Source organism: Marimonas lutisalis, assembly GCF_005434965.1.
Lineage (GTDB): Bacteria > Pseudomonadota > Alphaproteobacteria > Rhodobacterales > Rhodobacteraceae > Marimonas_A > Marimonas_A lutisalis.
In genome coordinates, this window is sequence record NZ_SKCI01000001.1 from 250,919 (window position 1) to 276,624 (window position 25,706).

Below are 25,706 nucleotides of genomic sequence, written 5' to 3' on the forward strand. Positions count from 1 at the left end.
CCCATTATGTCAGAACTCGCCATCGAACGTGAAATCGACCGTTCCAAGATGCAGGTGAGCGACGAGGTCGCCATCGAAATCACCAACATGAACAAGTGGTACGGGGCCTTCCACGTGCTGCGGGACATCAACCTGACCGTTCAGCGCGGCGAACGCATCGTGATCGCCGGGCCGTCGGGCTCGGGCAAGTCCACGCTGATCCGCTGTATCAACGCGCTGGAAGAACACCAGCAGGGCCAGATCGTGGTGGATGGCACGGTGCTCAGCTCGGACCTCAAGAACATCGACAAGATCCGCTCCGAGGTCGGCATGGTGTTCCAGCACTTTAACCTGTTCCCGCATCTGACGATCCTGGAAAACTGCACGCTGGCACCGATCTGGGTGCGGAAAATTCCGCGCAAGGAAGCGGAAGAAACCGCGATGCATTTCCTTGAAAAGGTGAAAATCCCCGAACAGGCCGACAAATACCCCGGCCAACTTTCGGGCGGGCAGCAGCAGCGCGTGGCCATCGCCCGGTCGTTGTGCATGATGCCGCGGATCATGCTTTTCGACGAACCCACCTCGGCGCTTGATCCGGAGATGATCAAGGAGGTGCTCGACACCATGATCGAGCTGGCCGAGGAAGGCATGACCATGCTGTGTGTGACACACGAGATGGGCTTTGCCCGCCAGGTCGCCAACCGGGTGATCTTCATGGACCAGGGCCAGATCGTGGAACAGAACGAACCCGAAGAGTTCTTCAACAACCCGCAAAGCGACCGGACCAAGCTGTTCCTCAGCCAGATCCTGGGGCACTGACACGGGCTGAACGGATTTCACTGGGCGGGGCATGACCCCGCCCTTTTTAGTTTTGTCCGCCATTTCGGTGAAATCGCCGGTATCACCGGGCCTCAGTCAATCGGCGCGTGAAGTCTGGTTTCCGAGGTGATGATCCCGCCGCGATTGCCGATTTCGATACTGCCATAGCGTTCCCTGAAAACCTCGGGCAGAGGCCGGTCGCCGGGCATCGAGAGCCAGAGGCGGAACAGGTGCCGCCGCTTTTTCGGGTCGGGCCAGTCGGTGAACCCGGTCCGGTCATGCAGTTGCGAGTGATTGTAGACGAACTGCATGTCGCCCGGGCGCAGCCGCATTCTGAGGTGCATTTCCGGATCGTCGCAAAGCTTGTCGAACAGGTCCAGGGCCGCCCGCTGGCGTGCGTCCATCTTGGGCGCGCCGTCAAAGCGCTGGGCGCTTTCGATATACTGGCGCTGGTAGAACACGGTCAGGAACCCGTCGAACCAGCTCAGGACCGGGATCGTCATCCACTCCTGCATGCCCGCGGGCACCTCGCCGCGCCGGTCGGTGGCGATGGGTTCAAACAGCGCCCGGGCCAGGTCGGGAGCCTCCTCCAGCATCCTGTTGAACACCGAAACCGCGCTCACCAGGAGCGAGTCGCCACCCTCTTTGGCATCTTGCAGGCAGAGCAGGGCGACCACATCCGCGCTGTCGGTGTGAAAGCTTTGCCGCGCGCTGGTCTGATAGATGCGCGCCTTGGGGTCATTGGCATCCATGCCGATGTCGCGCACATGGCCCAGGATGTGGCCGGCGGCATTCTGTGAACGCGCAGTGCCCAGATGCGCACCGATGCCGCAGAACACGGCCGCGTTGGTCAGCTGATCGTGTTTTTCGACCGGCCAGCCGGACAGAACCTCAAAGCCGCAACCATGCAGCAGCCGGTGGGCCATGGCTTTCAGATGGTCCGAAAACCGGGGCAGGGGGAAATCGCGGGCGGTAATTTCGCCGACGTCGCGGCCCAGCGAGAGGTAGTGGCGCGCGGCCTCTTCAAGCTCGGCAATGGTGTCCCGGGAAAAAGTCACCTGCCACGCGTCGCGCCGCGCGTCCATGTCAGGCCCCAGCCAGGCACTCGGCCCGGTGATCGGGCTCTCGGGCATCGTCACCATTTTCACGTTCCTCCCCGTCGCAAATAAACGCCGGGGCGCGGCTTATGGCAAGATCACGCGGTTCACATGGCCCATCTTGCGGCCGGGTTTCACATCCGCCTTGCCGTAAAGATGGATCGACACGTTGCGCTCCCCGGCCAGGGCCGGCACGCGGTCCATGTCATCGCCGATCAGGTTTTCCATCACCACGTCGGCATAGCGCGATCCATCGCCCAGCGGCCAGCCGGTGATGGCGCGGATGTGCTGTTCGAACTGGTCGATGGCGCAGCCTTGCTGCGTCCAGTGGCCGGAATTGTGCACCCGCGGCGCGATTTCGTTGACGAGCAGGCCCTGCGGCGTCACGAAAAGCTCGACCCCCATCACGCCCACATAATCCAGCGCGTTCAGGATCTGCGCGGCGAGCAGCACCGCGTCCGAGCGCTGCGCCGCCGTGAGGCGGGCGGGCACCGTTGTGGTGCGCAGGATGCCTTCGCGGTGCACGTTCTCGCCCGGATCGAAACAGGCCACCGACCCGTCGATCCCGCGTGCGGCGATAACCGATACCTCGTGGCTGAAGTCGACGAACCCTTCCAGAACCGACGGTGCGCCCTGCATGTCGGCCCAGGCCGAAGCGGCGTCGTCCGCCGATGACAGCCGGACCTGGCCCTTGCCGTCATAGCCGAAGCGGCAGGTCTTCAGGATCGCCGGCGTGCCGATCTGTTCGATCGCCGCCGTCAGGTCATCAAGCGAGTTCACCGCCGCGTAGGGCGCGGTTTTCAGCCCCAGCCCGGTCAGGAAATCCTTCTCGATGATCCGGTCCTGGCTGACGCGCAGCGCCTCGCGCCCGGGGCGGATGGGTTTGGCGTGTTCCAGCACATCCAGCGCCGAGGTCGGGATATTCTCGAATTCGTAGGTGATGACATCGACGCTGTCGGCAAAGCGTTTCAGCGCGTCTTCGTCGTCATAGTCCGCCTGGATGTGGAAATTCGCCACATGGCTGGCCGGGCAATCGCCGCCCGGTTCGAACACGGCGGTCTTGTAGCCCAGCCGGCTGGCCGCGACCGACAGCATCCGGCCCAGCTGACCGCCGCCCAGCATGCCGATGACCGATCCGGGAGGCAGGGGCTTACTCATCGCGGGGCTCCTCGGGGATCGAGGCTGACAGCTCCGCGCGCCACTTGTCGAGCCGGCCCGCCAGGTCCGCGTCACCGATGGCCAGGATGCCGGCAGCCATCAGCCCGGCATTGGCTGCCCCCGCGGCACCGATGGCCATCGTCGCCACCGGATAGCCCTTGGGCATCTGCACGATGGAATAGAGGCTGTCGACACCCGAAAGCGCCTTCGTCTGCACCGGCACACCGATCACCGGCACGCGCGTCTTGCTGGCCATCATGCCCGGCAGGTGCGCGGCACCCCCGGCGCCTGCGATGATCACGTGCAAACCGCGGTCAACCGCCGATTTGCCATAGTCCCACAGCCGGTCCGGCGTGCGGTGGGCCGAAACGATTTTCGCCTCGTAGGCCACGCCCAGCTGATCCAGAATATCCGCGGCTTCCTTCATCGTCGGCCAGTCCGACTGGCTGCCCATGATTATGCCGACCTTGATGTCGCTCATGATCTGTCCCCAAGTTCAAGGAAGGGCGCACTATAGGCAAAAACGCCGCTCAGGCAATGATGTCCGGGGTCAGCCGGTCCTCGATCAGGGCGATCTTGTCCTTGAGACGCAATTTCTGCTTTTTCAGCCGCTTGATGGTCAGCTGATCGGCGGTGCCCTTCTCCTCAAGCGCGCGGATCGCCTCATCGAGATCGCGGTGCTCGCGGCGGAACACCTCGAGCTCCACGCGCAGAACCTCGTCGGTTTTCATCGAGATATCGGAAGGTGCATTCACAGGCGGTGATTCCTTGCAGGCTGTGACGTCCAAGATACTGAAAAGACTGTGTTCAGCAAAGCCCTTGCAGGCCCCTGGCCCAGTGCCCATATTTGGCCTGCGGGTTGCTGGAACGGGACCCGGAAACAAGCACTGTCGCTTAAGAGTGAAGGACCGTGTCGATGACAAAACTTACCCTTGGGTCGCACCCGTATCTTCTGGGGTTCGAACAGCTCGAGCGCCTGCTCGAACGCAACGCGAAATCCGGAAACGAAGGGTATCCGCCCTTCAATATCGAGCAGACCTCGGAAAACTCCTATCGTATCACGCTGGCCGTGGCCGGGTTTTCCGAAAGCGAGCTGTCGATCACGGTCGAGGATCATCAACTGGTGATCCGTGGTCGTCAGAGCGACGACGGCGAAGGGCGCATCTTCCTGCATCGCGGTATCGCCGCGCGCCAGTTCCAGCGCAGTTTCGTCCTGGCCGATGGGGTCGAGGTGGGCGAGGCCATCATGGAAAACGGTCTGCTGCATGTCGATCTTTACCGCGCCCAGCCGGAAACCGTCGTTCAGACCATCAAGATCAAAAGGGGGTAAGCCATGAACACGAAATTCGATTTCGACGCAAACGATGAAAACCGCATCGTTTATGTGCGCAAGGTCGCGGTGAAGGACCTGCCCGAAGAGGTGCGCGAACAGGCCGGCGGGCTGGAAAGCCTCTATGCCGTGCACAGCTCGGACGGCGAGCAACTCGCGCTGGTGCGCGATCGCGCGCTGGCCTTCGTGCTGGCCCGCCAGAATGACTTGGCGCCGGTAACCGTCCACTAACCCGGCATTTCGGGCCACAGCCCGGTTTCCATCTGAATATGTTCAGCCGCGCGGGCGTAATGATCCGCGCGGTTTTCGTCCTGAAGCGGGGCAGGGGCGGCGAACGGGGTGACCTTCGCGCGGGCCTCGGGGCAGGGCCGGATTTTGAGCCCGGCCAGCGCCATCTGCGCCGAAAGCCACAGGTCATCGGCCGCGCGGCAGGCCGCGGGCGGCGGCGCGAAGCGCAGGCCGGCCGGTATCAGAACCCCGGCAAAGCCCTGCGCCACCAACCCGCCCCGCCGTTTCAGACGCGCCACATCGAACACCGCGCCCGCCGCCGCCACGCCCGGCGCGGCCCCGGCCCCGAGTGCGGCCAGCCATCCAGGCCCATAAACGCAATCATCGTCACAGTAGACGATGTCCGCGCCGGGACACGCCGCCTGCGCCGCCAGAAGTTTCGTCGCCGGGCCTTGATCATCGCACCACAAGATTTCGACACCTCCCGGCACGGGCGGGGGAGAGACCGGCCCGGGAAACCGCGCATAGGCCCGTGGCAGCGCCAGCACGACCCGTTCGGCGCCTTGCGCCAGCAGGCTTTCCAGCACCGGGCCCAGCCCGGAAAACCGCGGCGGGATCGAGGTGAGCGAAATCACGGTCATGCCCCGGTGATATATCGTGCCGGCGCAAATGCGTAGACCCGGGCTTTACCCCGGCGTGCGCCGCTGCCACTCTGAGCAAAACGCAGCGGAGGGCCGATGTTCACAGAAACAGACCTGCAGGAGGCGCATGCGCTTGTCACCCGCCATATGGCGCCCACGCCGGCGCATGACTGGCCGCTTCTCGCGCAGGCGCTGGGCACGCAGGTGATCGTCAAACATGAAAACCACGCCCCCACCGGTGCCTTCAAGGTGCGCGGCGGCATCACCTTCATCGACTGGCTGAAACGCACCCACCCCGAAATGGAGGGCGTGGTGACCGCGACGCGCGGCAACCATGGCCAGAGCCAGGCACGGGCCGCGGTGGCGATGGGGCTGCGGGCGAAAATCTTCGTGCCGCATGGCAATTCGGTGGAAAAGAACGCCGCCATGCGCGCCTTCGGCGCCGAGCTGATCGAGCACGGCGCCGATTTCGACGAGGCCCGCGAAGAGGCGATGCGCGTGGCGGCGACCGAGCCGCTCTACCCCGTGCCGCCCTTCCACGCCGAACTGGTGCGCGGCGTGGCGACCTATGGGTATGAGCTTTTCTCCGCCCACCCCGATCTCGACGTGGTCTACGTGCCCATCGGCTGTGGCTCGGGCCTTTGTGGCACGATTGCCGCGCGCGATGCGCTGGGTCTTCAGTGTGAAATCGTCGGCGTCGTCTCGGATCGCGCGGCGGGCGCGAAGCTTTCGGTCGAGGCCGGCCACCTGGTCGAGACGAACAGCGCCGACACTTTCGCCGATGGCATGGCGGTGCGCGTGCCGGTTCAGGCGGCCTTTGATATCTATTCCGATAAAGCCCATCACATCGACAGCGTCAGCGATGACGAGATCGCCGCGGCGATCCGGCTCTACTACGCGGCCACCCACAACCTGGCCGAGGGCGCGGGGGCCGCGGCACTGGCCCTGGCATTGAAGGAAAAGGACCGGCTGAAGGGCCGCAAGGTGGGCGTGGTGCTGTCCGGCGGTAATATCGACCGGCCGCTCTACAGCGAGATCCTCGCGGATCGCACCCCGGTGGTTTGACAGGAGAGCCCCCGGCGCCAATCGGCGCCGGGGGCTCAATTCGTTGTCGCGGTCGCCTTACTGCGCGGCGATCAGGCCCATGGATTCGAGCTTGAGGATCACCTGGTGGGCGCAGTTGTCGACGTCCACGTTCTCGGTTTCCACGCTCAGCTCGGGGTTCTCGGGCACGTCATAGGGGTCGGAAATCCCGGTGAACTCCTTGATTTTGCCTTCCCGCGCCAGCTTGTAGAGGCCCTTGCGATCACGGCGCTCGCATTCCTCGATCGAGGTCGCGACATGCACTTCGACAAACGCGCCGTATTGCTCGATCTCTTCGCGCACGGCGCGGCGGGTGGCGGCATAGGGCGCAATCGGTGCGCAGATGGCGATGCCGCCATTCTTGGTGATCTCGCTGGCGACATACCCGATGCGGCGAATGTTCAGGTCACGGTGCTCTTTCGAGAAGCCCAGTTCCGAGCTGAGGTTCTTGCGCACGATATCGCCATCCAGAAGCGTCACAGGGCGCCCACCCATTTCCATCAGTTTCACCATCAGCGCGTTGGCGATGGTCGATTTCCCCGAGCCCGAGAAGCCGGTGAAGAACACGGTGAAACCCTGCTGGCTGCGTGGCGGCCGGGTGCGGCGCAATTCGCTGACCACCTCGGGGAACGAGAACCAGTCGGGAATTTCCAGGCCTTCCTGCAACCGGCGGCGCAGTTCGGTGCCGCTGATGTTCAGGATCGTGACATCGTCCTTGTCCTTGATCTCGTCCATCGCCTCGTATTGGGCGCGTTCCTGCACATAGACCATGTGTTTGAAATCGACCATTTCGATGCCGATCTCGTCCTGGTGTTCGCGGAACAGGTCCTGGGCGTCATAGGGGCCATAGAAATCCTCGCCCGCGCTGTTCTTGCCCGGTCCGGCATGGTCGCGGCCGACGATGAAATGGGTGCAGCCGTGGTTCTTGCGGATAAGGCCGTGCCAGACCGCCTCGCGCGGGCCGGCCATGCGCATCGCCAGGTTCAGAAGGCTCATCGTGGTGGTCGAGGCCGGGTACTTGTCCAGCACCGCCTCGTAGCAGCGCACGCGGGTGAAGTGATCGACATCGCCCGGCTTGGTCATGCCCACGACCGGGTGGATCAGCAGGTTGGCCTGTGCCTCGCGCGCGGCGCGGAAGGTCAGCTCCTGGTGGGCGCGGTGCAGCGGGTTGCGGGTCTGGAAGGCGACAACCTTGCGCCAGCCCAGCTTGCGGAAATAGGCACGCAGTTCATTGGGCGTGTCCCGGCTGCCGCGGAAATCGTAGTGCACCGGTTGCTGGATGCCGGTCACCGGCCCGCCGAGATAGATCTTGCCGGCGGTGTTGTGCAGGTAGTTGACCGCCGGATGCGCATCGTCATCGGCGCCGAACACCTTCTCGGCCTCGCGCGCCTTGTCCGGCGCCCAGCGGTCGGTCACCGTCATGGTGGCCAGGATCACGCCTTCCTGATCGCGCAGGGCGATGTCTTGGCCCAATTCGATGCTGTCGGCGAATTCCTCGCTCACATCCAGCGTGATCGGCATCGGCCAGAGCGTGCCATCGGCCAGGCGCATGGACTCGACGACGCCGTCATAGTCTGCTTGCGAAAGGAAGCCCTTGAGCGGGTAGAAGCCGCCATTCATCAAGAGCTCTAGGTCGCAGATCTGGCGCGGGGTCAGATCATGGCTGACCAGGTCAGCAGCCTCGACCTTCAGCTTCTGGGCGCTGTCGTAGGAAACGTAGAGTTCGGGGATGGGGGCAAGGTTGTTCTGCACTAGTCTGTTCCTGTGTTTTAAGGGAACAAAGCCGCTGGTCGTGCCGGTCAGTTCGGCATGCAGCGCGTCGTATTCGGCGAACTTGCGGGCAAGAAACCGGTCGGTGAGCCGCACTTTTTCCGCAGCGCCTCGCGATGTCAGCGCATAGGCGAACCGCTGGCGTTTGTCAGGGCCCGCGCGTTCGCTGACCTTGATGAACCCTGCTTCGGTTGCCGCGCGCAGCCACGCATTGAGCCGGCCCAGCGAAATGCCCAGCGCCGCCGCCGTCGCGCGCTGCGACGCATCCGGCGCCAGGTCGAGCTGGCGCAGGAGACGGAAGAGCTGATCTTCCTCCGGCAGGTTCGGCTTCACATCGGGCATTGTCACCGCATGCGGATAAAGTGTGTTCACGGATGAACGCATTGCATATTTCGCACCCGCGGCAAAGTTTTTTGTTACCGGGCGCCTCGATTTTCAATGATGTGCCGGAAATGCAACGCCGGAAACGCGAAGGGCGCCCGCCTCGGTGGCGGACGCCCTTGATGCATCGCAAAGCCCGCCCGGGGCGCGCAGCCCCTGGGGCTTAGTCTTCGTGCTCGGCGAGGAAGCGTTCGGCCTCCAGCGCGGCCATGCAGCCCATGCCGGCGCTGGTCACCGCCTGGCGATACTTGTGATCGGTCAGGTCGCCGGCCGCGAAAACGCCCGGAATGCTGGTCTCGGTCGAATCGGGTTTGGTCACCACATAGCCACCCATATGGGTTTCCAGCACGTCCTTGACCAATTCATTGGCCGGCGCGTGGCCAATGGCGACGAAGACGCCCTTGGCCGGGATCTCGGTAATCTCGCCGGTCTTCACATGCTTTACCTTCACGCCGGTCACGCCCAGCGGGTTATCTTCGCCCACGACCTCTTCCAGTACGTGATCCCAGACCGGCACGATTTTTTCGTTCTTCATCAGCCGGTCGATCAGGATCTTCTCGGCGCGCAACTCGTCACGGCGGTGCACCAGCGTGACCTTGCTGGCGAAGTTGGTCAGGAACAGCGCCTCTTCGACGGCGGTGTTACCGCCACCGACCACGATGATCTCCTGCCCGCGATAGAAGAACCCGTCGCAGGTGGCGCAGGCGCTGACACCGAAGCCCTTGAACTTGTCCTCGCTCGGCAGGCCCAGCCACTTGGCCCGCGCGCCGGTGGCCAGGATCACCGCGTCGCAGGTATAGGTGGTGCCGCTGTCGCCCTTGGCAGTGAAGGGCCGCTTGGACAGGTCCAGATCGTTGATGATATCCGAGATGATCTCGGTGCCCATGGCGCGGGCATGCTCTTCCATCCGCACCATCAGTTCGGGGCCCTGCACTTCGGTGTCGCCCGGCCAGTTCTCCACCTCGGTGGTGGTGGTCAGTTGCCCGCCCGGTTCGATCCCCTGCACCAGGATCGGCTCCAGCATGGCTCGGCTGGCATAGACGCCCGCGGTATAGCCCGCCGGACCCGAACCGATAATCAGAACCTTGGTGTGACGTGTCTCTGCCATGCTTTCCCCCGCCATGCAGTGATGGTTTCGATTTCTTCCCACGCGATATAGCCTTGCACGGGCCGGCAGGAAAGCCCCGGTGCGGCTTTGTCGTTTTGCGGAATGAATGCCTAATGATCTTGCGGTCATGCGAAACATTATTGCGCGCGCTGCGCGGGGTGCTATAACATCCGCAAACATCAGCAGGAAAGCCCGACAGATGCCCGGTTCCCGACTCGATCCGATCGACCGCAAGATTCTCGCCGAACTTCAGGCCGATGGGCGCATGACCAATGTCGAACTTGCCAAGCGCGTCGGCATCTCGGCGCCGCCGTGCCTGCGCCGTGTGCGCACGCTCGAAGAGCAGGGCTTCATTCGCGGCTACCACGCCGATGTGAACCCGCGCGAACTGGGCTTCGAAGTGCAGGTCTTTGCCATGGTCGGACTGCAGAGCCAGGCCGAGGCGGATCTTTCGAAATTCGAACAGCGCTGCCGTGACTGGCCGCTCGTGCGTGAGTGCCACATGCTGAACGGTGAGGTGGATTTCATCCTCAAATGCGTGGCCCCCGACCTGTCGACATTCCAAAGCTTCCTGACCGAGGAACTGACAGCCGCCGAGAACGTGGCCAGCGTCAAGACCTCGCTCGTCATCCGCTGCGCCAAGGACGAGCCCGGCGTTCCCTTCGATGTGCTCGAAAACCGCCTGTCCCGCTCGGCCTGACCCACCTGTGCGCTGGCGCGCGCAGGGTTGATTGCGTTCAGGCCACGCAGGCCTTGGGGGTTTTACCCCCAAACCCCCAAGGTATTTCCGGTCAGATGAAGCAGGGGATCTGCGCCAGATCCGGCCCCCCGCACGGAACGAGGGGCCTTCACCTGACGCGGTCATCGGCTCCTCAGCCTGTACCGCAGGTCTGACGCTGCCACAGCAGGGTTAATGATCCGTTACTTCATCTGACCGGAAATACCTCGGGGGTGCGGGGGCTGGCCCCCGCATTTTTCCTTTCAACCCGTGCCGAAGGGATCATCAGGATAACCAACCCCGGACAGGTAGAGCCCGTCCGGCGGGCAGACCGGGCCGCAGGTGGCGCGGTCGCGGGCGGCAAGTGCCGATTTCACCGTGTCCGGCGCCCAGGACCCGGCGCCGACGCGCTCCAGCGTGCCGACGATCGAACGGACTTGGTTGTGCAGGAACGAGCGCGCGCGCAGCCGGAAAACAAACTCGGTTCCCACCGTGCGGGGATATTCCTCGATGGTGATCTCGTCGAGGGTTTTCACCGGGCTGTCGGCCTGGCACATGGTCGAGCGGAAAGTGGTGAAATCATGCCGTCCCACCAGGTGGACCGCACCCGCCTGCATCGCCGCCAGGTCGAGCGGTTGCTTGACCTGCCAGACCAGTCCCCTGTCATGCGTGGCCGGGGCGCGGCGCACCAGCAGGCGGAAAAGATAGCGCCGCTCGCTTGCCGAGAAGCGCGCATGCCAGTCATCCGCCACCCGTGCCGCCGCCAGGATCGCCACCGGCTGGGGCTTGAGGTGATAATTCAGTGCCTCGGCCAGGCGGAACGGGTCCCAGTCCCTGTCCAGGTCGCAATGCGCGACCTGCGCCAGCGCATGCACGCCGGCATCGGTGCGCCCGGCCGCGGCGATGGTATGGTCGCGCGGCTCGAGCCGGGCCAGGGCCGCTTCGATCGCCCCCTGGACCGAAGGCCGGTCAGCCTGCCGTTGCCAGCCCGCGAAGGGGCCGCCGTGATATTCCACCATGAGCGCGTATCTGGGCATGCCTTCCCATAGCCGCGCGGCAGGTCACCGGCAAGAGTGGGGGCAAGAGTGCGGGCAAGAGTGGGGGGAAGCGCGGCGCAAAGCTCCCCCCCTAGCATGTGGGCCGGGCGAGGGCTATCTTTCACCTAGAGGCAGGCGAAAGGGGGCGCCCGGGTGGTCATTTCAACGCTGGCAGACGGAATAGCGCGCCGCGTCGAGAGCGTGAATGATGCGGTCTCGGAGGCGCTGTTCGAGCCGGTCGTGCGGCTGGGCGTCACCGGGCTGGCGCGGGCGGGCAAGACCGTTTTCATCACATCGCTCATTGCCAACCTGATGGATCGCGGCCGTATGCCGGGGCTGAGCGCCGAGGCCCAGGGCCGGATCCGCGCGGCCTTTCTGCAGCCGCAGCCCGATGACACCGTGCCACGCTTCGACTACGAAGCGCATCTGGCCGCGCTGACCGGCAGCACCCCGCGCTGGCCCGACAGCACCCGGGCGATTTCCGAGCTGCGTCTGTCACTCAGGGTGCAGCCGGCGGGGCTCCTCGCGGGGCTTTCGGGGCCGCGCACGGTGCATCTCGATATCGTCGATTATCCCGGCGAATGGCTGCTGGACCTTGGGCTGCTGGAGAAGAGCTATGCCGACTGGTCGGCCGAGGTTCTGGCGCGGATCGAGGCACGGGACGAGGCGGCGGGTTTTCTTCAACTGGCCCAAGTCACCGATGGCGCCGCCCCCCTGGACGAGCCGCGGGCGCAGGCGTTGGCGCAGGCCTATACCGGATACCTGCACGCCGCGCGCGATGCCGGGTTTTACGATTGCACGCCCGGGCGGTTCCTGCTGCCGGGTGATCTTGCAGGGAGCCCGGCGCTGACTTTCGCGCCGATGGCCCAGCCCGAGGCGCCGCCGCGCCGGTCGCTCTGGCGTGAATTCGAACGCCGGTTCGAGGCCTACAAGTCGCGTGTCGTCAAACCCTTCTTCCGCGATCATTTCGCCCGTGTGGACCGGCAGGTCGTTCTAGTCGATGCGCTGGGCGCGATTCACAAGGGCCCGCAGGCGGTCGAGGACATGCGCCGCGCCATGGCCGATATCCTGGGCGCCTTCCGCCCGGGGCGGAATGCCTTTCTTAGCCGTCTTCTGATGGGCCGGCGGGTGGAAAAGATCCTGTTTGCCGCCACCAAGGCCGATCACATGCACCACACGCAGCATCCGCGGCTGACCGCGATCATGCAGGCGCTGGTGCGCGAGGCCGCCGACCGCGCCGATTTCGCCGGGGCCGAAACCCGGGCGATGTCGATCGCCGCGTTGCGCGCCACGGTCGAGGAAACGATCACCCATGACGGCAAGCCGCTCGATTGCGTGCGCGGGCGGCTGCTCGATACCGGCAAGCAGGCGGCGTTCTATCCCGGCGACCTGCCCAAGGATCCCGCGCGCCTGTTGGCACCGGCGCTCGAGGGGGCGGAAAAATGGCTGGATGCGGATTACGCGGTGATGCAGTTCGCCCCGGCGCAACTCAGCCTGAAACCCGGCGAGGGGCCGCCGCATATCCGGCTGGACCGCGCCGCCGAATTCCTGATCGGAGACAGGCTATGACCCCCCGCCGCGCCCGCCTGTGGCATCTGCCCGCGATCGCCCGCATCCTGTGGCGCGAAACCGGCTGGCCAGCGGCGCGCCGCGCCGATCTGGCGCTTCTGGCGCGGCTGATCCGCCGGGGGCAGGTGCGTGTGGTGGCCGGGCCGGCGGGCCCGCGCGGTTTCATCATCCGCGATGGTGCACTTGTGCACGCGCTTTACACCCATCCCCGCGCCCGGCGGCAAGGCATCGGCTCGCGCCTACTGGCCGAGGCGCAGGAGGCCGCCCATCGGCTGGAATTGTGGACTGGGCAGGACAACGGCGCCGCCCGCGCCTTTTATGCCCGCCACGGGTTCTATCCGGCGATGCTGAGCAACGGAGAGGGCAATGATGACGGCGTGCCCGATGTGCAGATGATCTGGGAAAGGAACGCGCCATGACCAATGGCCCCGTGCTGATCGATCTGGAGGGGAAGGCGCCCAAGGCAGGCCCGGCCGAGGCCCCGCCCGTGCCCGATGACGCCGCGCTGCCCGAAGGCCGGGCGATGCAGTCGGTGGCGGCGCTGGCCACCGCGCGGCCCTCGCGGCTGGCGCGCTGGTTCTGGGGGTTGCTCACGCTGTTGCTGACCACGGTTCTTTCGGTGGCGGCTTGGGATTTCGTGACCGGGTTGATGAACCGCTCGCCCATTCTGGGCTGGGCGATTACAGCGCTGGTCGCGGCTTTCCTGCTGGTTCTGCTGGCGATCGCCCTGCGCGAACTGGCGGCATTTGCCCGGCTGAAACGCATGGACAGCCTGCACCGCGCCGCGCAGGAGGCGCTGGCGGGGGACGATCTCAAGGCCGCGCGCGACGTGGTAGCGCGGCTGGACACTCTGTATGCCAACCGCGATGCGCTGAAATGGGGGCGCGAGCGGCTGGCCGAGCGCGCGGGCGAACAGTTCGATGCCGCGACCCTACTGGGCCTGGCCGAGACCGAGCTGATGGCGCCGCTTGATGCACAGGCAAGCCGCGAGGTCGAGGCCGCGGCCCGGCAGGTGGCCACCGTCACCGCCATCGTGCCATTGGCGCTGGCCGATGTCTTTGCCGCGCTCACCGCCAATATCCGCATGATCCGCCGCATTGCCGAGGTCTATGGCGGACGCTCGGGCACGCTGGGCAGTTGGCGCCTGGTGCGCGCGGTGCTGACGCATCTGGTGGCCACAGGCGCCGTTGCGGTGGGCGATGACATGCTGGGCAGCCTGGCCGGTGGAAGCATGTTAAGCAAACTTTCACGCCGGTTCGGCGAAGGTATCGTCAACGGGGCCCTCACGGCCCGAGTCGGCGTGGCCGCGATCGAGGTCTGCCGCCCCCTGCCGTTTTCGGCCGGGCGGCGCCCTTCGGTATCGGCGCTGGTCGGCCGGGCCCTGAAAGGGCTGTTCGCAACCGGACGGGATAAGGGCAAAGCATGAGCACGGTTCTGGTCATCGGGGCCTACGGCCTGATCGGCAGCGGCGTGGTGCGCGAATTGCGCGCCTGTGGCCACCGGGTGATCGGGCTGGGCCGGGACAAAGTGCAGGCGAAGGCGGCGTTTCCGGACATCGATTGGTTCATTTCCGATCTCGCCCACCTGACCGAGCCGCGTGCCTGGTCGGATGTTCTGGAAGATGCCGATTTCGTCGTCAATTGCGCGGGCGCGCTGCAGGATGGCGGCGGCGACCGGCTTGCCACCGTGCATCACGATGCGATTGCGGCGCTGGCCTCGATCTGTGCGGAGTCCGGCATCGGGCTGGTGCAGATTTCCGCCGCAGGGGCCGAGCCCGACGCGCCCACCGCCTTCATGCGGACCAAGGCCGAGGGCGATGCTTCGATCCGCGCGTTCGGCGGTGATTACTGGATTTTAAGGCCCGGTCTCGTGTTGGCCGACAGCGCCTATGGCGGCACCGCGCTCTTGCGCCTCCTCTGTGCGGTGCCGGTGGTGCAGCCCCTGGCGATGGGGCGCAAGCCTGTGCAGTGCGTGGGCCTGCCCGATCTGGCCCGCGCCGTGGTGTCCTGTATCGAGGGCGATATCCCGCCCGGCACCGAAGCCGACCTGGTCGAGGACGAGCCGCATCGCCTGTCCGAGGTGGTCCGCGAAATGCGCAAATGGCTGGGGTTCCGGAAGGCGCGGCTGACGCTGCCGGCGCCGCGCTTTGCGCTCTATCCGGTATCGTGGATTGCCGATGCGCTGGGGCGTCTGGGCTGGCGCTCGCCTCTGCGCTCGACCGCGGTGAAATCGCTGGCCCAGGGCATCACCGGCGATGCCGAGCCATGGCGGCAGGCGGGCGGCACGCCGATGAAATCGCTGCGCGGAATTTTCACCGAATTGCCCGCGCGCCCCGAAAACCGCCTGGCTGCGCGGATGCAACTGCTGATGCCACTGGTGATCCTGACGCTCGCGGTTTTCTGGATAGCCTCCGGCGCGATCGGCCTGATCCGGCTTGACGCGGCCCGGGCGGTGCTGGCCCCCACCGGCTGGGATGAACCGCTGCGCAGCGCCGCCGTGGTCGGTGGCGCGGTTTTGGATATCTTCCTGGGTCTCATGGTGCTGGTCCGGCGCACGGCGCGCCTGGCGTGCTGGGGCATGGGGCTGGTCAGCCTGGGCTACCTCGCCGCGGCCAGCACATTCCTGCCCGGGCTCTGGCTCGATCCGCTGGGCCCGCTGGTCAAGGTCGTGCCGGGGATTGTGCTGGCGCTGGTGGCGCTGCCGCTTCTGTCGAAACGATGATCGAACTGGCCGACCTGTTGCGCTGGCTGCACGTGATCGGCGCCACCGTCCTCTTTGGCACCGGCGCAGGGATTGCGTTTTTCATGCTGATGGCGCATCGCACGGGCGATGCGCGCCTCATCGCCCATACCGCCGGCATCGTCGTGCTGGCCGATACGATCTTTACCGCCACCGCTGTCGTGGCCCAGCCCGTCACCGGCACCTGGCTGGCATGGGAGCTGGGCTGGAGCCTGACCGAGGGCTGGTTGCTGCTGTCGATCGCGCTCTATGTGCTCACCGGGGCGTTCTGGCTACCCGTTGTCTGGATTCAGATCCGCCTGCGTGACCTGGCCCGCCAGGCAGAGCAGTCCGGCGCCCCGCTGCCTGCACGCTATCACCGCCTCTTTCGCATCTGGTTTGTCTGCGGGCTTCCGGCCTTCCTGGCCGTGCTGGCGATCCTTTGGCTGATGCTGGCGCGGCCCGACATCGCGCTTGTCTGACGCCTAGCGCAGGATCGGCACGCCGCCCGGGCCCTGCATCTTTTCCACCACGCCCGCGCGCAGGCTGCGCCCGATCTTATGCGCGAGCGCCGACCAGGCCTGTGCCTGCTCGGGCCGCAACTCCTGCGCCAGCACATGATCGAACAACGCCAGCCAGGTATCGAACATTCCCGGCCGCACATTGCCGGCATCGCGATGCACCGCCACCGGGTTTCCATCGTAAACGCGCTCGTGCAGGATCGAATTGGCCCAGAAATCGGCCACCCGCGCCTCGTGCGCGGGCCAGTCATCCACATGCACGGCAAAGACCGGGCCCAGCCCCGGATGCGTGCGCACCCGCGCATAGAAGGCGGCGACGACGCGCTCGATCTCGTCGCGGGTGATGTCGAAGCGGGGGGGAATCTGTGCCATCTGTCCTGCCTTGGGTGCTGCCCCGGTGATATCGTGCGGTCGCAAGGGACGAAAGACGCCAATCCGCCGCGTGTTCTGCCACTGGACGCCCCGCCGATGCCGCCCTATAACCCGGGGCAAGATGATGGGTTTCGCGATCATTATTCGAATTATATCCCCGGCGCTCTGACCCAGAAGAGCCGCCGGGCAAAGGCGTATGGGACCCCGCGCCGATCTCGAACCCCACCCTTCCTCAGATAGACGAGAAAGAGACGGTCATGACCGACCAAACCCCCGATTACAAAGACACGCTGAACCTGCCGAAAACCGATTTCCCCATGCGCGCCGGCCTGCCCACGCGCGAGCCCGAATGGCTGGCCCGCTGGGAAAAGATTGGCATCTACGACCGTCTGCGCGAAAAAGAGGGCCGCCAGAGCTTCGTGCTGCACGATGGCCCGCCCTATGCCAACGGTCACCTGCATATCGGCCACGCGCTGAACAAGACGATCAAGGACATGATCGTGCGCTCGCACCAGATGATGGGCTATGACAGCCGCTACGTTCCCGGCTGGGACTGTCACGGCCTGCCCATCGAATGGAAGATCGAGGAGCAGTACCGCGCAAAGGGCCAGAACAAGGACGAGGTCGATGTCGTCGACTTCCGCCAGGAATGCCGCAAGTTCGCCGAGGGCTGGATCGATATCCAGCGCGAGGAATTCAAGCGCCTGGGCGTCACCGGCAACTGGGCCGATCCCTACCTGACGATGGATTTCCACGCCGAGGCGGTGATCGCCGCCGAGTTCCAGAAATTCCTGATGAACGGCACTTTGTATCAGGGCTCAAAACCGGTGATGTGGTCGCCCATCGAGCAGACGGCGCTGGCCGAGGCCGAGGTCGAATACCACGACAAGCAAAGCTTCACCATCTGGGTGAAGTTCCCCGTCGCGACAGAAGGCGACCTGAAGGGCGCAAATGTCGTGATCTGGACGACGACCCCCTGGACCATCCCCTCGAACAAGGCCGTGGTCTACGGCGACAGCTTTGCCTATGGCCTTTACGAGGTCACGGCCACGCCCGAGGAATGCTGGGCCAATGTCGGCGACAGGTTCATCCTTGCCGACAAGCTCGCCGGCGATGTGATGGTGCGCGCGCGTCTTTCCGACGATCAATGGAAACGCGTCCGTGATGTGAGCGCCGATGAGCTTGCGGGCCTCTCGCTGCAGCACCCGCTCGCAGGGGCCGAAGGCGCGAACGGCGAATGGGACGACCTGCGCGATTTCCGTGCCGCCGACTTCGTCACCGACGAAGAGGGCACCGGCTTTGTCCATTGTGCGCCGTCGCACGGGATGGAGGAATACGAGCTCTACCGCGATCTCGGCATGCTTGATCAGGTCATCACCTATAACGTGATGGACGATGGCAGCTTCCGCCCGGATCTGCCCTTCTTCGGTGGCAAGCATATCCTGCGCTCCAAGCCCAAGAAGGGCGATTGGGAAGGCGACGCCAACGCCGCCGTCATCGACAAGCTGATCGAGGTGGGCGGCCTTCTGGCCCGCGGCCGGATCAAGCACAGCTATCCGCATTCCTGGCGCTCCAAGGCGCCGGTGATCTATCGCAACACGCCGCAATGGTTCGCCGCCATCGACGTGCCCGCCGGGGGCGACGATACCTATGGCAAGACGATCCGCGAACGCGCGCTGACCTCGATCGACCAGCTGGTGAAATTCACCCCGCAAACCGGTCGTAACCGCCTTCATTCGATGATCGAAACGCGGCCCGACTGGGTCCTGTCGCGCCAGCGCGCCTGGGGCGTGCCGCTCACCTGCTTTACGAAAAAAGGTGCGCCGCCCACGGACGAGGGCTTCCTGCTGCGCGACGAGGCCGTCAATGCCCGCATCGTCGAGGCGTTCGAGGCCGAAGGCGCCGACGCTTGGTACAAGGACGGCGCCAAGGCGCGTTTTCTGGGCAATGACTATGATCCCGAGGAGTGGGACCAGGTCTTCGACGTGCTCGACGTCTGGTTCGATTCCGGGTCAACCCACGCGTTCGTGCTGCGCGACCGGCCCGATGGCGTGCCCGACCAGATCGCCGATGTCTACATGGAAGGCACCGACCAGCACCGCGGCTGGTTCCACTCGTCGTTGTTGCAGGGCTGCGGCACGATCGGCCGCGCGCCCTATCGCAACGTGGTCACCCATGGCTTCACGCTGGACGAGAAGGGCAACAAGATGTCCAAATCGCTCGGCAATACCATCGTGCCCGAGGAAGTGGTCAAGCAATACGGCGCCGATATCCTGCGCCTCTGGGTGGCGCAGACCGACTATACCGCCGACCAGCGGATCGGCCCGGAAATCCTGAAGGGGGTGGCCGACAGCTATCGCCGGCTGCGCAATACCATGCGCTTCATGCTGGGCAGCCTGGCGCAGTTCGACGAAAGCCAGCGCGTCGCGCCCGCCGACATGCCCGAACTGGAACGCTGGGTGCTGCACCGCCTGGCCGAGCTCGACCAGAAGGTCCGCGACGGCTACAAGGCGTTCGACTTCCAAGGCGTCTTCTCGGCCATCTTCAACTTCTGCACCGTAGACCTGTCGGCCTTCTATTTCGACATCCGCAAGGACGTGCTCTATTGCGATGGCGAAAGCGCCCGCGCACATGCTGCGCGCACCGTGCTCGACATCCTGTTCCATCGTCTCACAACCTGGCTTGCCCCGATCCTCGTCTTCACCATGGAAGATGTCTGGCTCTCGCGCTTCCCGGGTGAGTTGAGTTCGGTGCACCTGCAGGACATCCCCGAGACGCCGGCAGACTGGCTGGACGAGGCGCTGGCGGCGAAATGGGCGATGATCCGGCGCGCGCGCCGCGTCGTCACCGCGGCGCTGGAAATCCAGCGCGCCGACAAGGTGATCGGGGCCTCATTGGAGGCCGCCCCGGTGGTGCATGTGCGCGACGCCGACATGCTGGCGGCCCTCAAAACGGTGGATTTCGCCGATCTCTGCATCACCTCGGCCATCTCGCTGACCAACGATCCGCTGCCGCAAGAGGCCTTCCGCCTGCCGGAAATCGAGGGCGTCGGCGTGGTGTTCGAAAAAGCCGAGGGCGAGAAATGCCAGCGCTGCTGGAAGATCCTGCCCGATGTCGGCACGCATTCGCATCCCGGCGTTTGCGGGCGCTGTGACGACGCGCTGGTCTGACCCGGCCAAGGGGTGGGCGCGTGCCCACCCCTACCGGCCCCGTAGGGTGGGGTTTCACCCCACCTTCCCCTGCCGCGTGATTTCGCGCATCCTCTCCCCATGCCGCGCCTGACTGTCGATACCCCCACTGGCCCGCTGACCGTCACCGAACAGGATGGCGCAATCACCCGCGTGAGTTGGGAGGAGGGCGGTACCGATGAAACCCCGCTTCTGATCGAGGCGCGCCGTCAGCTGAGCGAATATTTCGCGGGCACGCGCGCGGCATTCGATCTGCCGCTGCATGTCGCGGGGTCGGATTTCCAGCGCGCGGTCTGCGACGCGATGCTGGCGATCCCCCTGGGCGAAACCCGCACCTATGGCGATATCGCCCGCGACCTGAACCATCCGGCGCAGGCTGTGGGCCAGGCTTGCGGCGGCAACCCGATCCCGGTCATCATTCCCTGTCACCGGGTGCTCGGGGCGAATGGGTTGGGCGGTTTCTCGGGTGGCACGGGGATCGAAACCAAGGTCTGGCTCCTGCGCCACGAAGGCGCGGCGGGCCTCCTGATCTGACGGGGCACCGCGCGCAGCATTAAGTAAATTCGGGTTCACGAAACCCGCCATCCCACGGCAGCCGGATGTAAGCCGGGCGGTGCACGCATGTCACCCCCCGATTCCTGGGGCGGAAACTGCGTTAACCGGCCCGTGCGCCGCGTTCAGGAATGATTTGCTGGGCGATGCCGGCAAACATCAGGTAGACGCTGGTGATAATCAGCCCCCAGCTGGCCCAGCTTTCAGGGTGGAAATCCACCCAGGCCGCCCAGCCGGCAAAGAACGTCCAGGCAAACGCCATCGGCAAGGTCATCGTGCGCCAGCGTTCCGTGCGCACCGGATGGACGAATTTCAGCGGTGTGAACATCGCAATGGCCAGCAGCACGACCAGCGCCAGGATCACCCAGAAATTCGGTGTCAGCGCGAACATCACGATCGCGAACATGTTCCAGCATCCGGGGAACCCGGAAAAGGAATTGTCCTTTGTTTTCATCCGCGTATCGGCAAAATACATGGCGCTGGCAAAGGTGATGACGATGATCGCGGCCCAGCCCGTCCAGCCCTCGAAGAGCCCCGATTCAAACAGGGCATAGGCCGGGATGAAGACATAGGTCAGGTAGTCGATGATCAGGTCCAGCAGCACCCCGTCGAACTCGGGCGCGTTGTGCTTGACGTGGTATTTGCGCGCCAGAGGCCCGTCGATGCCATCCACCGCAAAGGCCACCACCAGCCAGACGAACATCAGGTCCCACTTGTGATCGGCCGCCGCCAGCATCGCCAGCATGGCGAAAACCGCACCGGTGGCAGTCAGCAGGTGAACGGATAAGGCTTTGAAACGGTTCGACATTACGTTCTTTCTTGCACTCAGCCGGCCTTGGGGTGGGCCTTGTCGTAAACTTCCATCAACCGCGCCTGGTCGACACTGGTATAGGCTTGGGTCGTGCTCAGCGAGGCATGGCCCAGAAGCTCCTGGATGGCGCGCAGGTCGCCGCCCGCACTCAGAAGATGGGTGGCGAAACTGTGCCGCATCGCGTGCGGCGTGGCGCTCGAGGGCAGGCCCAGCTGCATGCGCACCTGTGCCATGACCTTTTGCACCGCCCGCGGGCTCAGCCTGCCACCGCGCATTCCGCGGAACAAGGGCTCATCCGATTCGTGCGGCCACGGAGACAGTTCGAGGTACTGGTCCACCGCCTGCCGCGCGGCACCGATCACTGGCACAACCCTTTCTTTACCCCCTTTGCCGACAATCCTCAGAACATCCGGCAGCGGTGCATCCCGCCCATCCAGCCCCAGTGCCTCGGAAATCCGCAGCCCGCAGCCGTAAAGAAGGGTCAGAACCGCCATGTCACGCGCAGCAACCCAGGGGCTCTGGCTCTGGTTTTCGACTGTGTCGATCATCGCCCTGGCGGCATCCTCGGCCAATGGGCGGGGCAGTTTGCGCTGGAATTTCGGTGCCCGCGCCGACAACACCGCCGACACGTCCACTGCTTCGCGTTCGGACAGCCAGCGAAAAAAGCTCTTCACGGCCGACAGCTTGCGCGCCATTGATCGCGCGGAAACACCCTGGCCACGGGTAAAGGCCATCCAGCTGCGCATGTCCGACACGCTCAGCGCCATCAGGGGTTTCAGGCCCTGCGCCTCGCCCTTGTGCGTGGCGATGAAGGCCAGGAATTCCGAAACGTCGCGGCCATAGGCATCAATCGTGTTGTCCGAGGCCCCCTTGAGCGCGCGGTGCCAGGCCAGCCAGCCTTGCAGCGCATCGCGCGCGGCTGGCGAAATCAGGCTCATGCCAGCCAGCGGCGCATGGCCCTTTCAAACACGCCTGCGAAAAAGGCAAGAAGATCAGTGCCTTGTTGCGGTGTAAACTGGTGGGGATCCTCGGATCCCATGATCAGCATACCGGGCAGGCGCCCTTCGCCGAAATCAAGTTTCAGACAGGCCTCAGAGCGGATCCAGCCGGCCTTGTCGCCGTAGATTTCGGGCGCGCCTTCGTTCAGCTGGCGAAGGGTGACCTGCCGCACCGGCGCATCGCGTCCACCGGCAAGATAGCTGTCGATAAAGCCCGGTTCCGCCACCGACAGGACGTCGCCCAGCCGCTGCACTACCGGATCGTCGTCGTTCTGCACCGATTCCAAAACCAGCTTCACGCAATCGACGCGCAGGATATCGGCCACGTCGCCGCCGAGGTCCTTCAGGAACACCTCGAATTCGACCGGGTCGAGCATGCGCAGGATCGCGCGGTGCAACTGGTTTGTGCCAGCCAGGTTCTCATAGGCGGCCGCGATCACGCTTCGGTGGGTGTCTTCCAGCCGGTCGAGCCGCGCTTCCAGACGCTCCATCGCGATGCCGCGCAGGTCGACGATATTGCCGCCCATCGAGCGTTCGTTCGCGGCGATCAGGGCGCACATAACATCTTGGTCTTCCAGAATAAAATCCGGTTCCGCAATGATCTTCTCGCGGAGGGTGTCTTCCATCCGGGGCTTGCTGCTCATTCCTGCCTCAATTCGTATTTTGGGCCTTATAACATGCCTTTACAGGATTTTCTGCCCTGTTTTTTCCCAATCGGCCAAAAACGTGGCCAGGCCCTTGTCGGTCAGCGGGTGATTGACCATTGCCTTGATCACGCCGGGCGGGGCGGTGATGACGTCGGCGCCGATACGGGCGCTTTCGGCGATATGGTTCACGCTGCGGATCGAAGCGGCGAGGATCTCGGTTTCGAACCCGTAATTGTCATAGACCTGCCGGATATCGGCGATCAGGTCCATGCCATCTAGGTTGATATCGTCCAGCCGCCCGATGAACGGGCTGATGAAGGTCGCCCCGGCCTTAGCGGCCAGAATCGCCTGGTTGATGCTGAAACACAGGGTCACGTTCACCATGTGGCCATCGGCGCTCAGCGCCTTGCAGGCCTTCAGTCCGTCCCAGGTCAGCGGTACTTTCACGGCGATGTTGTCGGCGATCTTGGCCAGCTTGCGGCCCTCGGCGATCATCGCCTCGGCTTCGGTCGCCACCACCTCGGCGCTGACCGGGCCGTCGATCATCTCGGCGATTTCTTTCGTGACCTCAAGGATATCGCGACCCGATTTCATGATGAGAGACGGGTTCGTCGTCACCCCGTCGGCCATGCCCAGATCATTGAGCTCGGCGATTGCGTCGATCTCGGCGGTATCAACGAAGAATTTCATTTGTTGTGCCCCTGCGTGGGTTGGGTTTTGTCAGCGCTCGCTTTACCCGATACTAACATGTCTCGAAACCCCCTAACCCGGAGCGGCCATGGGCCAGAAGGACTTTTTTGACGAAGGCGATCTCGTTGCGGTTTTGACGACACAGCCGCTCGACCGCCTTCTGGATTACCGGGCCCCTGAAGGGGGCTGCCACCTAGGCGCGTTCGTCGAGGTGCCGCTTGGGCCACGCAAGGTGCCGGGGGTCGTCTGGGCCGAAGGGCGCGGTGATTTCGACCTGTCACGCATCCGCTCGGTCATCCGTGTGCTCGATGTCGCGCCGATGCGCGAGGAGATGCAACAATTCCTTGAACGCGCGGCGGCCTACACGCTTACGCCCATGCCGGCGATGCTACGGCTTGCCACGCGCGCGCCGGGGTTGGGCGATCCGCCGTCGATGCGCAAGGTCTATCGCCCCGGCGATACCACGCCTGAACGGATGACCGACGCGCGCCGCCGCGTTCTGGAGGCGCTGGATGAATATGGCGGGTTGTCCTTCACGCTCAAGGAGTTGAGCGATGCCGCCGGGGTTACACCCTCTGTCGTCAAGGGCTTGGTCAAGATCGGCGCCGTGCGGGAAGAGGACACGCCGCGCGACATGCCCTTCCCGATGCTGGACGAAGGCTATGCCCGCAAGGCGCTGACCGAGGATCAGGCCGCCGCGGCTGAGAAACTGCGCGCGGGTGTGCAATCGGGGGGCTATGGCACGACGCTTCTGCGGGGGGTGACGGGATCAGGCAAGACCGAGGTCTATCTCGAAGCTGTGGCCGAATGCCTGGCGCTTCGGCGGCAGGCTCTGGTGCTGCTGCCGGAAATCGCTCTCAGCGCCGAGTTCATCGCGCGGGTCGAAGAACGGTTTGGCGCGAAACCCGTGGAATGGCATTCGGGCGTGACCATGACCGAGCGCCGCCGGGCCTGGAAGATGGTGGGGCAGGGCGGCGCGCAACTGGTTGTCGGTGCGCGCTCGGCCCTGTTTCTTCCGTTTCTCGATCTTGGCCTGATCGTCGTGGATGAGGAGCATGACACCTCCTACAAGCAGGAAGATGGCGTGCTTTACAATGCGCGCGACATGGCGGTTTTGCGCGCGTCGATCTGCGGCGCGCAGGTCGTGCTCGCTTCGGCCACGCCCAGTTTGGAAAGCTGGACCAATGCCGAGGCCGGCAAATACGAAAAACTGGAACTGACCAGCCGATTTGGCGAGTCTGTCCTGCCGGACATGCGCGCGCTGGATATGCGCGGGGTCGATCTGCCGTCGAACCGCTGGATTTCGCCGCGCCTGAAGACCGCAGTCGAGATACGGATACAGCAGGGTGAACAGGCCCTGCTGTTCCTAAACCGCCGTGGCTATGCGCCCGTTACGATCTGCCGGGCCTGCGGACATCAGATCGGGTGCGACCATTGCGATGCGCGCATGGTTGAACACCGGTTCCTGAAACGGCTGGTCTGTCACCAATGCGGCGAAACGAAGCCGATGCCGGAAACCTGCCCGTCCTGCGAGGCCGAAGACCGCCTGGCCGCCGTGGGCCCAGGTGTCGAGCGGTTAAGCGAGGAAGCTGCGGAGCTGTTTCCCGAGGCGCGGATCGCCACGCTGTCGTCAGATCTTTTCGGCTCGGCCCGGGCCTTGAAGGCGCGGATCACCGAGATCGCCGAAGGCGGCGCCGACATAATCATCGGCACGCAACTGGTGGCGAAGGGTCACAATTTTCCTCTGTTGACGCTGGTTGGCGTGATTGATGCCGATCTCGGTTTGCAGGGGTCTGACCTGCGCGCGGCTGAACGCACGTTCCAGCTGATGCGGCAGGTATCGGGCCGGGCTGGTCGTGCGGACAAGCCCGGTGAGGCGCTTTTGCAGACCTACCAGCCGGAACATCCCGTCATCCGGGCCATCCTGGCGGGCGACGAACAGGCGTTCTGGCGCGCCGAGGCGGAGGAGCGCCGCCATGCGGGCGTGCCGCCCTTCGGTCGGATGGCCGGGATCATCCTGTCATCGACGGATATGCAGGAAGCCTTTGACGCCGGTGGTTTCCTTGCGCGCGAGGATGCGCCACTGCGCCAGATCGGGGCGCAGGTTTTCGGCCCGGCCCCGGCACCCGTGGCGCGCATCCGCGGACGCCATCGCGTACGATTGCTGGTCAAGGCGCCAAAGGGCGTTGCGCTGCAGCAGGCGGTTGCGAAATGGGTGGCGCAGGTGAAGGGCAGCACCAACCTGCGCCTGACGGTCGATATCGACCCACAGAGCTTCTACTGAGACCGGT

At 64.7% G+C, this 25,706-nt stretch carries 26 protein-coding genes; 13 read left to right on the plus strand and 13 right to left on the minus strand.

What is annotated here, in order from left to right:
* Positions 1 to 6 precede the first annotated feature (6 nt).
* On the plus strand, positions 7 to 798 hold the full coding sequence (locus tag E0501_RS01235; RefSeq protein ID WP_137699530.1) for an amino acid ABC transporter ATP-binding protein: 792 nt from the start codon (positions 7 to 9) through the stop codon (positions 796 to 798).
* Between the two features lie 92 nt (positions 799 to 890).
* Here the strand turns inward: E0501_RS01235 and E0501_RS01240 are convergent, their stop codons facing one another.
* The 4 genes from E0501_RS01240 to E0501_RS01255 are packed head-to-tail and all read right to left on the minus strand — an operon-like array spanning position 891 to position 3,808.
* A complete protein-coding gene (locus tag E0501_RS01240; RefSeq protein WP_205123436.1) occupies positions 891 to 1,940 on the minus strand; it encodes a TauD/TfdA family dioxygenase in 1,050 nt (349 codons plus the stop codon).
* A gap of 42 nt (positions 1,941 to 1,982) precedes the next feature.
* Positions 1,983 to 3,053 (minus strand): 5-(carboxyamino)imidazole ribonucleotide synthase, encoded by a 1,071-nt coding sequence (locus E0501_RS01245; protein WP_137699531.1) that lies wholly within the window; start codon positions 3,051 to 3,053, stop codon positions 1,983 to 1,985.
* On the minus strand, positions 3,046 to 3,534 hold the full coding sequence (purE, locus tag E0501_RS01250; protein WP_137699532.1) for a 5-(carboxyamino)imidazole ribonucleotide mutase: 489 nt from the start codon (positions 3,532 to 3,534) through the stop codon (positions 3,046 to 3,048). The genes E0501_RS01245 and purE overlap by 8 nt, the downstream gene beginning before the upstream one ends.
* 49 nt (positions 3,535 to 3,583) lie before the next feature.
* On the minus strand, positions 3,584 to 3,808 hold the full coding sequence (locus E0501_RS01255; RefSeq protein WP_137699533.1) for a YdcH family protein: 225 nt from the start codon (positions 3,806 to 3,808) through the stop codon (positions 3,584 to 3,586).
* Between the two features lie 161 nt (positions 3,809 to 3,969).
* On the opposite strand from E0501_RS01255, the gene E0501_RS01260 reads away from it, so the two are divergent.
* Together E0501_RS01260 and E0501_RS01265 are read left to right on the plus strand one after the other, a co-directional pair.
* Positions 3,970 to 4,383, plus strand: coding sequence for an Hsp20 family protein (locus E0501_RS01260; protein WP_137699534.1), 414 nt, complete (start codon positions 3,970 to 3,972; stop codon positions 4,381 to 4,383).
* A 3-nt stretch (positions 4,384 to 4,386) separates the two neighbouring features.
* The gene (locus tag E0501_RS01265) at positions 4,387 to 4,614 is read left to right on the plus strand and encodes a DUF1150 family protein (protein WP_137699535.1); all 228 of its coding nucleotides are present in this window, start codon (positions 4,387 to 4,389) and stop codon (positions 4,612 to 4,614) included.
* Here E0501_RS01265 and E0501_RS01270 read toward each other — a convergent pair.
* Positions 4,611 to 5,252: a hypothetical protein gene (locus tag E0501_RS01270; protein WP_137699536.1), complete on the minus strand. Its 642-nt coding sequence runs from the start codon at positions 5,250 to 5,252 to the stop codon at positions 4,611 to 4,613. The two genes, E0501_RS01265 and E0501_RS01270, sit on opposite strands and share 4 nt — an antisense overlap.
* A gap of 96 nt (positions 5,253 to 5,348) precedes the next feature.
* On the opposite strand from E0501_RS01270, the gene E0501_RS01275 reads away from it, so the two are divergent.
* Positions 5,349 to 6,317 (plus strand): threonine dehydratase, encoded by a 969-nt coding sequence (locus tag E0501_RS01275; RefSeq protein ID WP_137699537.1) that lies wholly within the window; start codon positions 5,349 to 5,351, stop codon positions 6,315 to 6,317.
* Between the two features lie 57 nt (positions 6,318 to 6,374).
* On the opposite strand, the gene E0501_RS01280 is transcribed toward E0501_RS01275, so the two are convergent.
* Both E0501_RS01280 and trxB read right to left on the minus strand, forming a co-directional pair.
* Positions 6,375 to 8,447: a bifunctional sulfate adenylyltransferase/adenylylsulfate kinase gene (locus E0501_RS01280; RefSeq protein WP_137700807.1), complete on the minus strand. Its 2,073-nt coding sequence runs from the start codon at positions 8,445 to 8,447 to the stop codon at positions 6,375 to 6,377.
* Between the two features lie 202 nt (positions 8,448 to 8,649).
* A complete protein-coding gene (trxB, locus tag E0501_RS01285; protein ID WP_137699538.1) occupies positions 8,650 to 9,594 on the minus strand; it encodes a thioredoxin-disulfide reductase in 945 nt (314 codons plus the stop codon).
* Positions 9,595 to 9,793: 199 nt separating this feature from the next.
* Here trxB and E0501_RS01290 point away from each other — a divergent pair, with 199 nt between their 5' ends.
* Positions 9,794 to 10,294 (plus strand): Lrp/AsnC family transcriptional regulator, encoded by a 501-nt coding sequence (locus tag E0501_RS01290; RefSeq protein ID WP_137699539.1) that lies wholly within the window; start codon positions 9,794 to 9,796, stop codon positions 10,292 to 10,294.
* 281 nt (positions 10,295 to 10,575) lie between these two features.
* On the opposite strand, the gene truA is transcribed toward E0501_RS01290, so the two are convergent.
* Positions 10,576 to 11,349, minus strand: a complete 774-nt coding sequence (gene truA, locus E0501_RS01295) for a tRNA pseudouridine(38-40) synthase TruA (protein WP_137699540.1) — start codon at positions 11,347 to 11,349, stop codon at positions 10,576 to 10,578.
* A 153-nt stretch (positions 11,350 to 11,502) separates the two neighbouring features.
* On the opposite strand from truA, the gene E0501_RS01300 reads away from it, so the two are divergent.
* From E0501_RS01300 to E0501_RS01320, 5 genes are read left to right on the plus strand one after another with little or no spacing between them, the layout of a single operon-like run.
* Complete coding sequence (locus E0501_RS01300; RefSeq protein ID WP_137699541.1) at positions 11,503 to 12,918, plus strand: YcjX family GTP-binding protein; 1,416 nt, start codon at positions 11,503 to 11,505, stop codon at positions 12,916 to 12,918.
* On the plus strand, positions 12,915 to 13,337 hold the full coding sequence (locus tag E0501_RS01305; protein WP_137699542.1) for a GNAT family N-acetyltransferase: 423 nt from the start codon (positions 12,915 to 12,917) through the stop codon (positions 13,335 to 13,337). Before E0501_RS01300 ends, E0501_RS01305 begins: the two co-directional genes overlap by 4 nt.
* Positions 13,334 to 14,344 carry a YcjF family protein gene (locus tag E0501_RS01310; RefSeq protein WP_137699543.1) on the plus strand — a complete coding sequence of 337 codons (1,011 nt, stop codon included), beginning with the start codon at positions 13,334 to 13,336 and terminating at the stop codon, positions 14,342 to 14,344. Before E0501_RS01305 ends, E0501_RS01310 begins: the two co-directional genes overlap by 4 nt.
* Complete coding sequence (locus tag E0501_RS01315; RefSeq protein WP_137699544.1) at positions 14,341 to 15,639, plus strand: SDR family oxidoreductase; 1,299 nt, start codon at positions 14,341 to 14,343, stop codon at positions 15,637 to 15,639. The genes E0501_RS01310 and E0501_RS01315 overlap by 4 nt, the downstream gene beginning before the upstream one ends.
* Positions 15,636 to 16,118 (plus strand): DUF2269 family protein, encoded by a 483-nt coding sequence (locus E0501_RS01320; protein ID WP_137699545.1) that lies wholly within the window; start codon positions 15,636 to 15,638, stop codon positions 16,116 to 16,118. Before E0501_RS01315 ends, E0501_RS01320 begins: the two co-directional genes overlap by 4 nt.
* A gap of 3 nt (positions 16,119 to 16,121) precedes the next feature.
* Here the strand turns inward: E0501_RS01320 and E0501_RS01325 are convergent, their stop codons facing one another.
* Positions 16,122 to 16,529, minus strand: a complete 408-nt coding sequence (locus E0501_RS01325; RefSeq protein WP_137699546.1) for a group III truncated hemoglobin — start codon at positions 16,527 to 16,529, stop codon at positions 16,122 to 16,124.
* A gap of 257 nt (positions 16,530 to 16,786) precedes the next feature.
* Between E0501_RS01325 and ileS the strand changes: the two genes are divergently transcribed.
* Together ileS and E0501_RS01335 are read left to right on the plus strand one after the other, a co-directional pair.
* Positions 16,787 to 19,699 (plus strand): isoleucine--tRNA ligase, encoded by a 2,913-nt coding sequence (gene ileS / locus E0501_RS01330; protein ID WP_137699547.1) that lies wholly within the window; start codon positions 16,787 to 16,789, stop codon positions 19,697 to 19,699.
* A 99-nt stretch (positions 19,700 to 19,798) separates the two neighbouring features.
* Positions 19,799 to 20,251 (plus strand): methylated-DNA--[protein]-cysteine S-methyltransferase, encoded by a 453-nt coding sequence (locus tag E0501_RS01335; protein WP_137699548.1) that lies wholly within the window; start codon positions 19,799 to 19,801, stop codon positions 20,249 to 20,251.
* 121 nt (positions 20,252 to 20,372) lie between these two features.
* On the opposite strand, the gene E0501_RS01340 is transcribed toward E0501_RS01335, so the two are convergent.
* Genes E0501_RS01340 through fsa form a run of 4 tightly spaced genes read right to left on the minus strand, consistent with a single transcriptional unit; the run spans position 20,373 to position 23,415 of the window.
* A complete protein-coding gene (locus tag E0501_RS01340) occupies positions 20,373 to 21,077 on the minus strand; it encodes a CDP-alcohol phosphatidyltransferase family protein (RefSeq protein ID WP_137699549.1) in 705 nt (234 codons plus the stop codon).
* A 17-nt stretch (positions 21,078 to 21,094) separates the two neighbouring features.
* Positions 21,095 to 22,018 (minus strand): tyrosine recombinase XerC, encoded by a 924-nt coding sequence (locus E0501_RS01345; RefSeq protein ID WP_137699550.1) that lies wholly within the window; start codon positions 22,016 to 22,018, stop codon positions 21,095 to 21,097.
* A complete protein-coding gene (locus E0501_RS01350) occupies positions 22,015 to 22,722 on the minus strand; it encodes a DUF484 family protein (RefSeq protein ID WP_137699551.1) in 708 nt (235 codons plus the stop codon). The genes E0501_RS01345 and E0501_RS01350 overlap by 4 nt, the downstream gene beginning before the upstream one ends.
* A 39-nt stretch (positions 22,723 to 22,761) precedes the next feature.
* On the minus strand, positions 22,762 to 23,415 hold the full coding sequence (gene fsa, locus E0501_RS01355; protein ID WP_137699552.1) for a fructose-6-phosphate aldolase: 654 nt from the start codon (positions 23,413 to 23,415) through the stop codon (positions 22,762 to 22,764).
* Between the two features lie 88 nt (positions 23,416 to 23,503).
* Between fsa and E0501_RS01360 the strand changes: the two genes are divergently transcribed.
* The gene (locus tag E0501_RS01360) at positions 23,504 to 25,699 is read left to right on the plus strand and encodes a primosomal protein N' (RefSeq protein ID WP_137699553.1); all 2,196 of its coding nucleotides are present in this window, start codon (positions 23,504 to 23,506) and stop codon (positions 25,697 to 25,699) included.
* Positions 25,700 to 25,706: the final 7 nt, after the last annotated feature.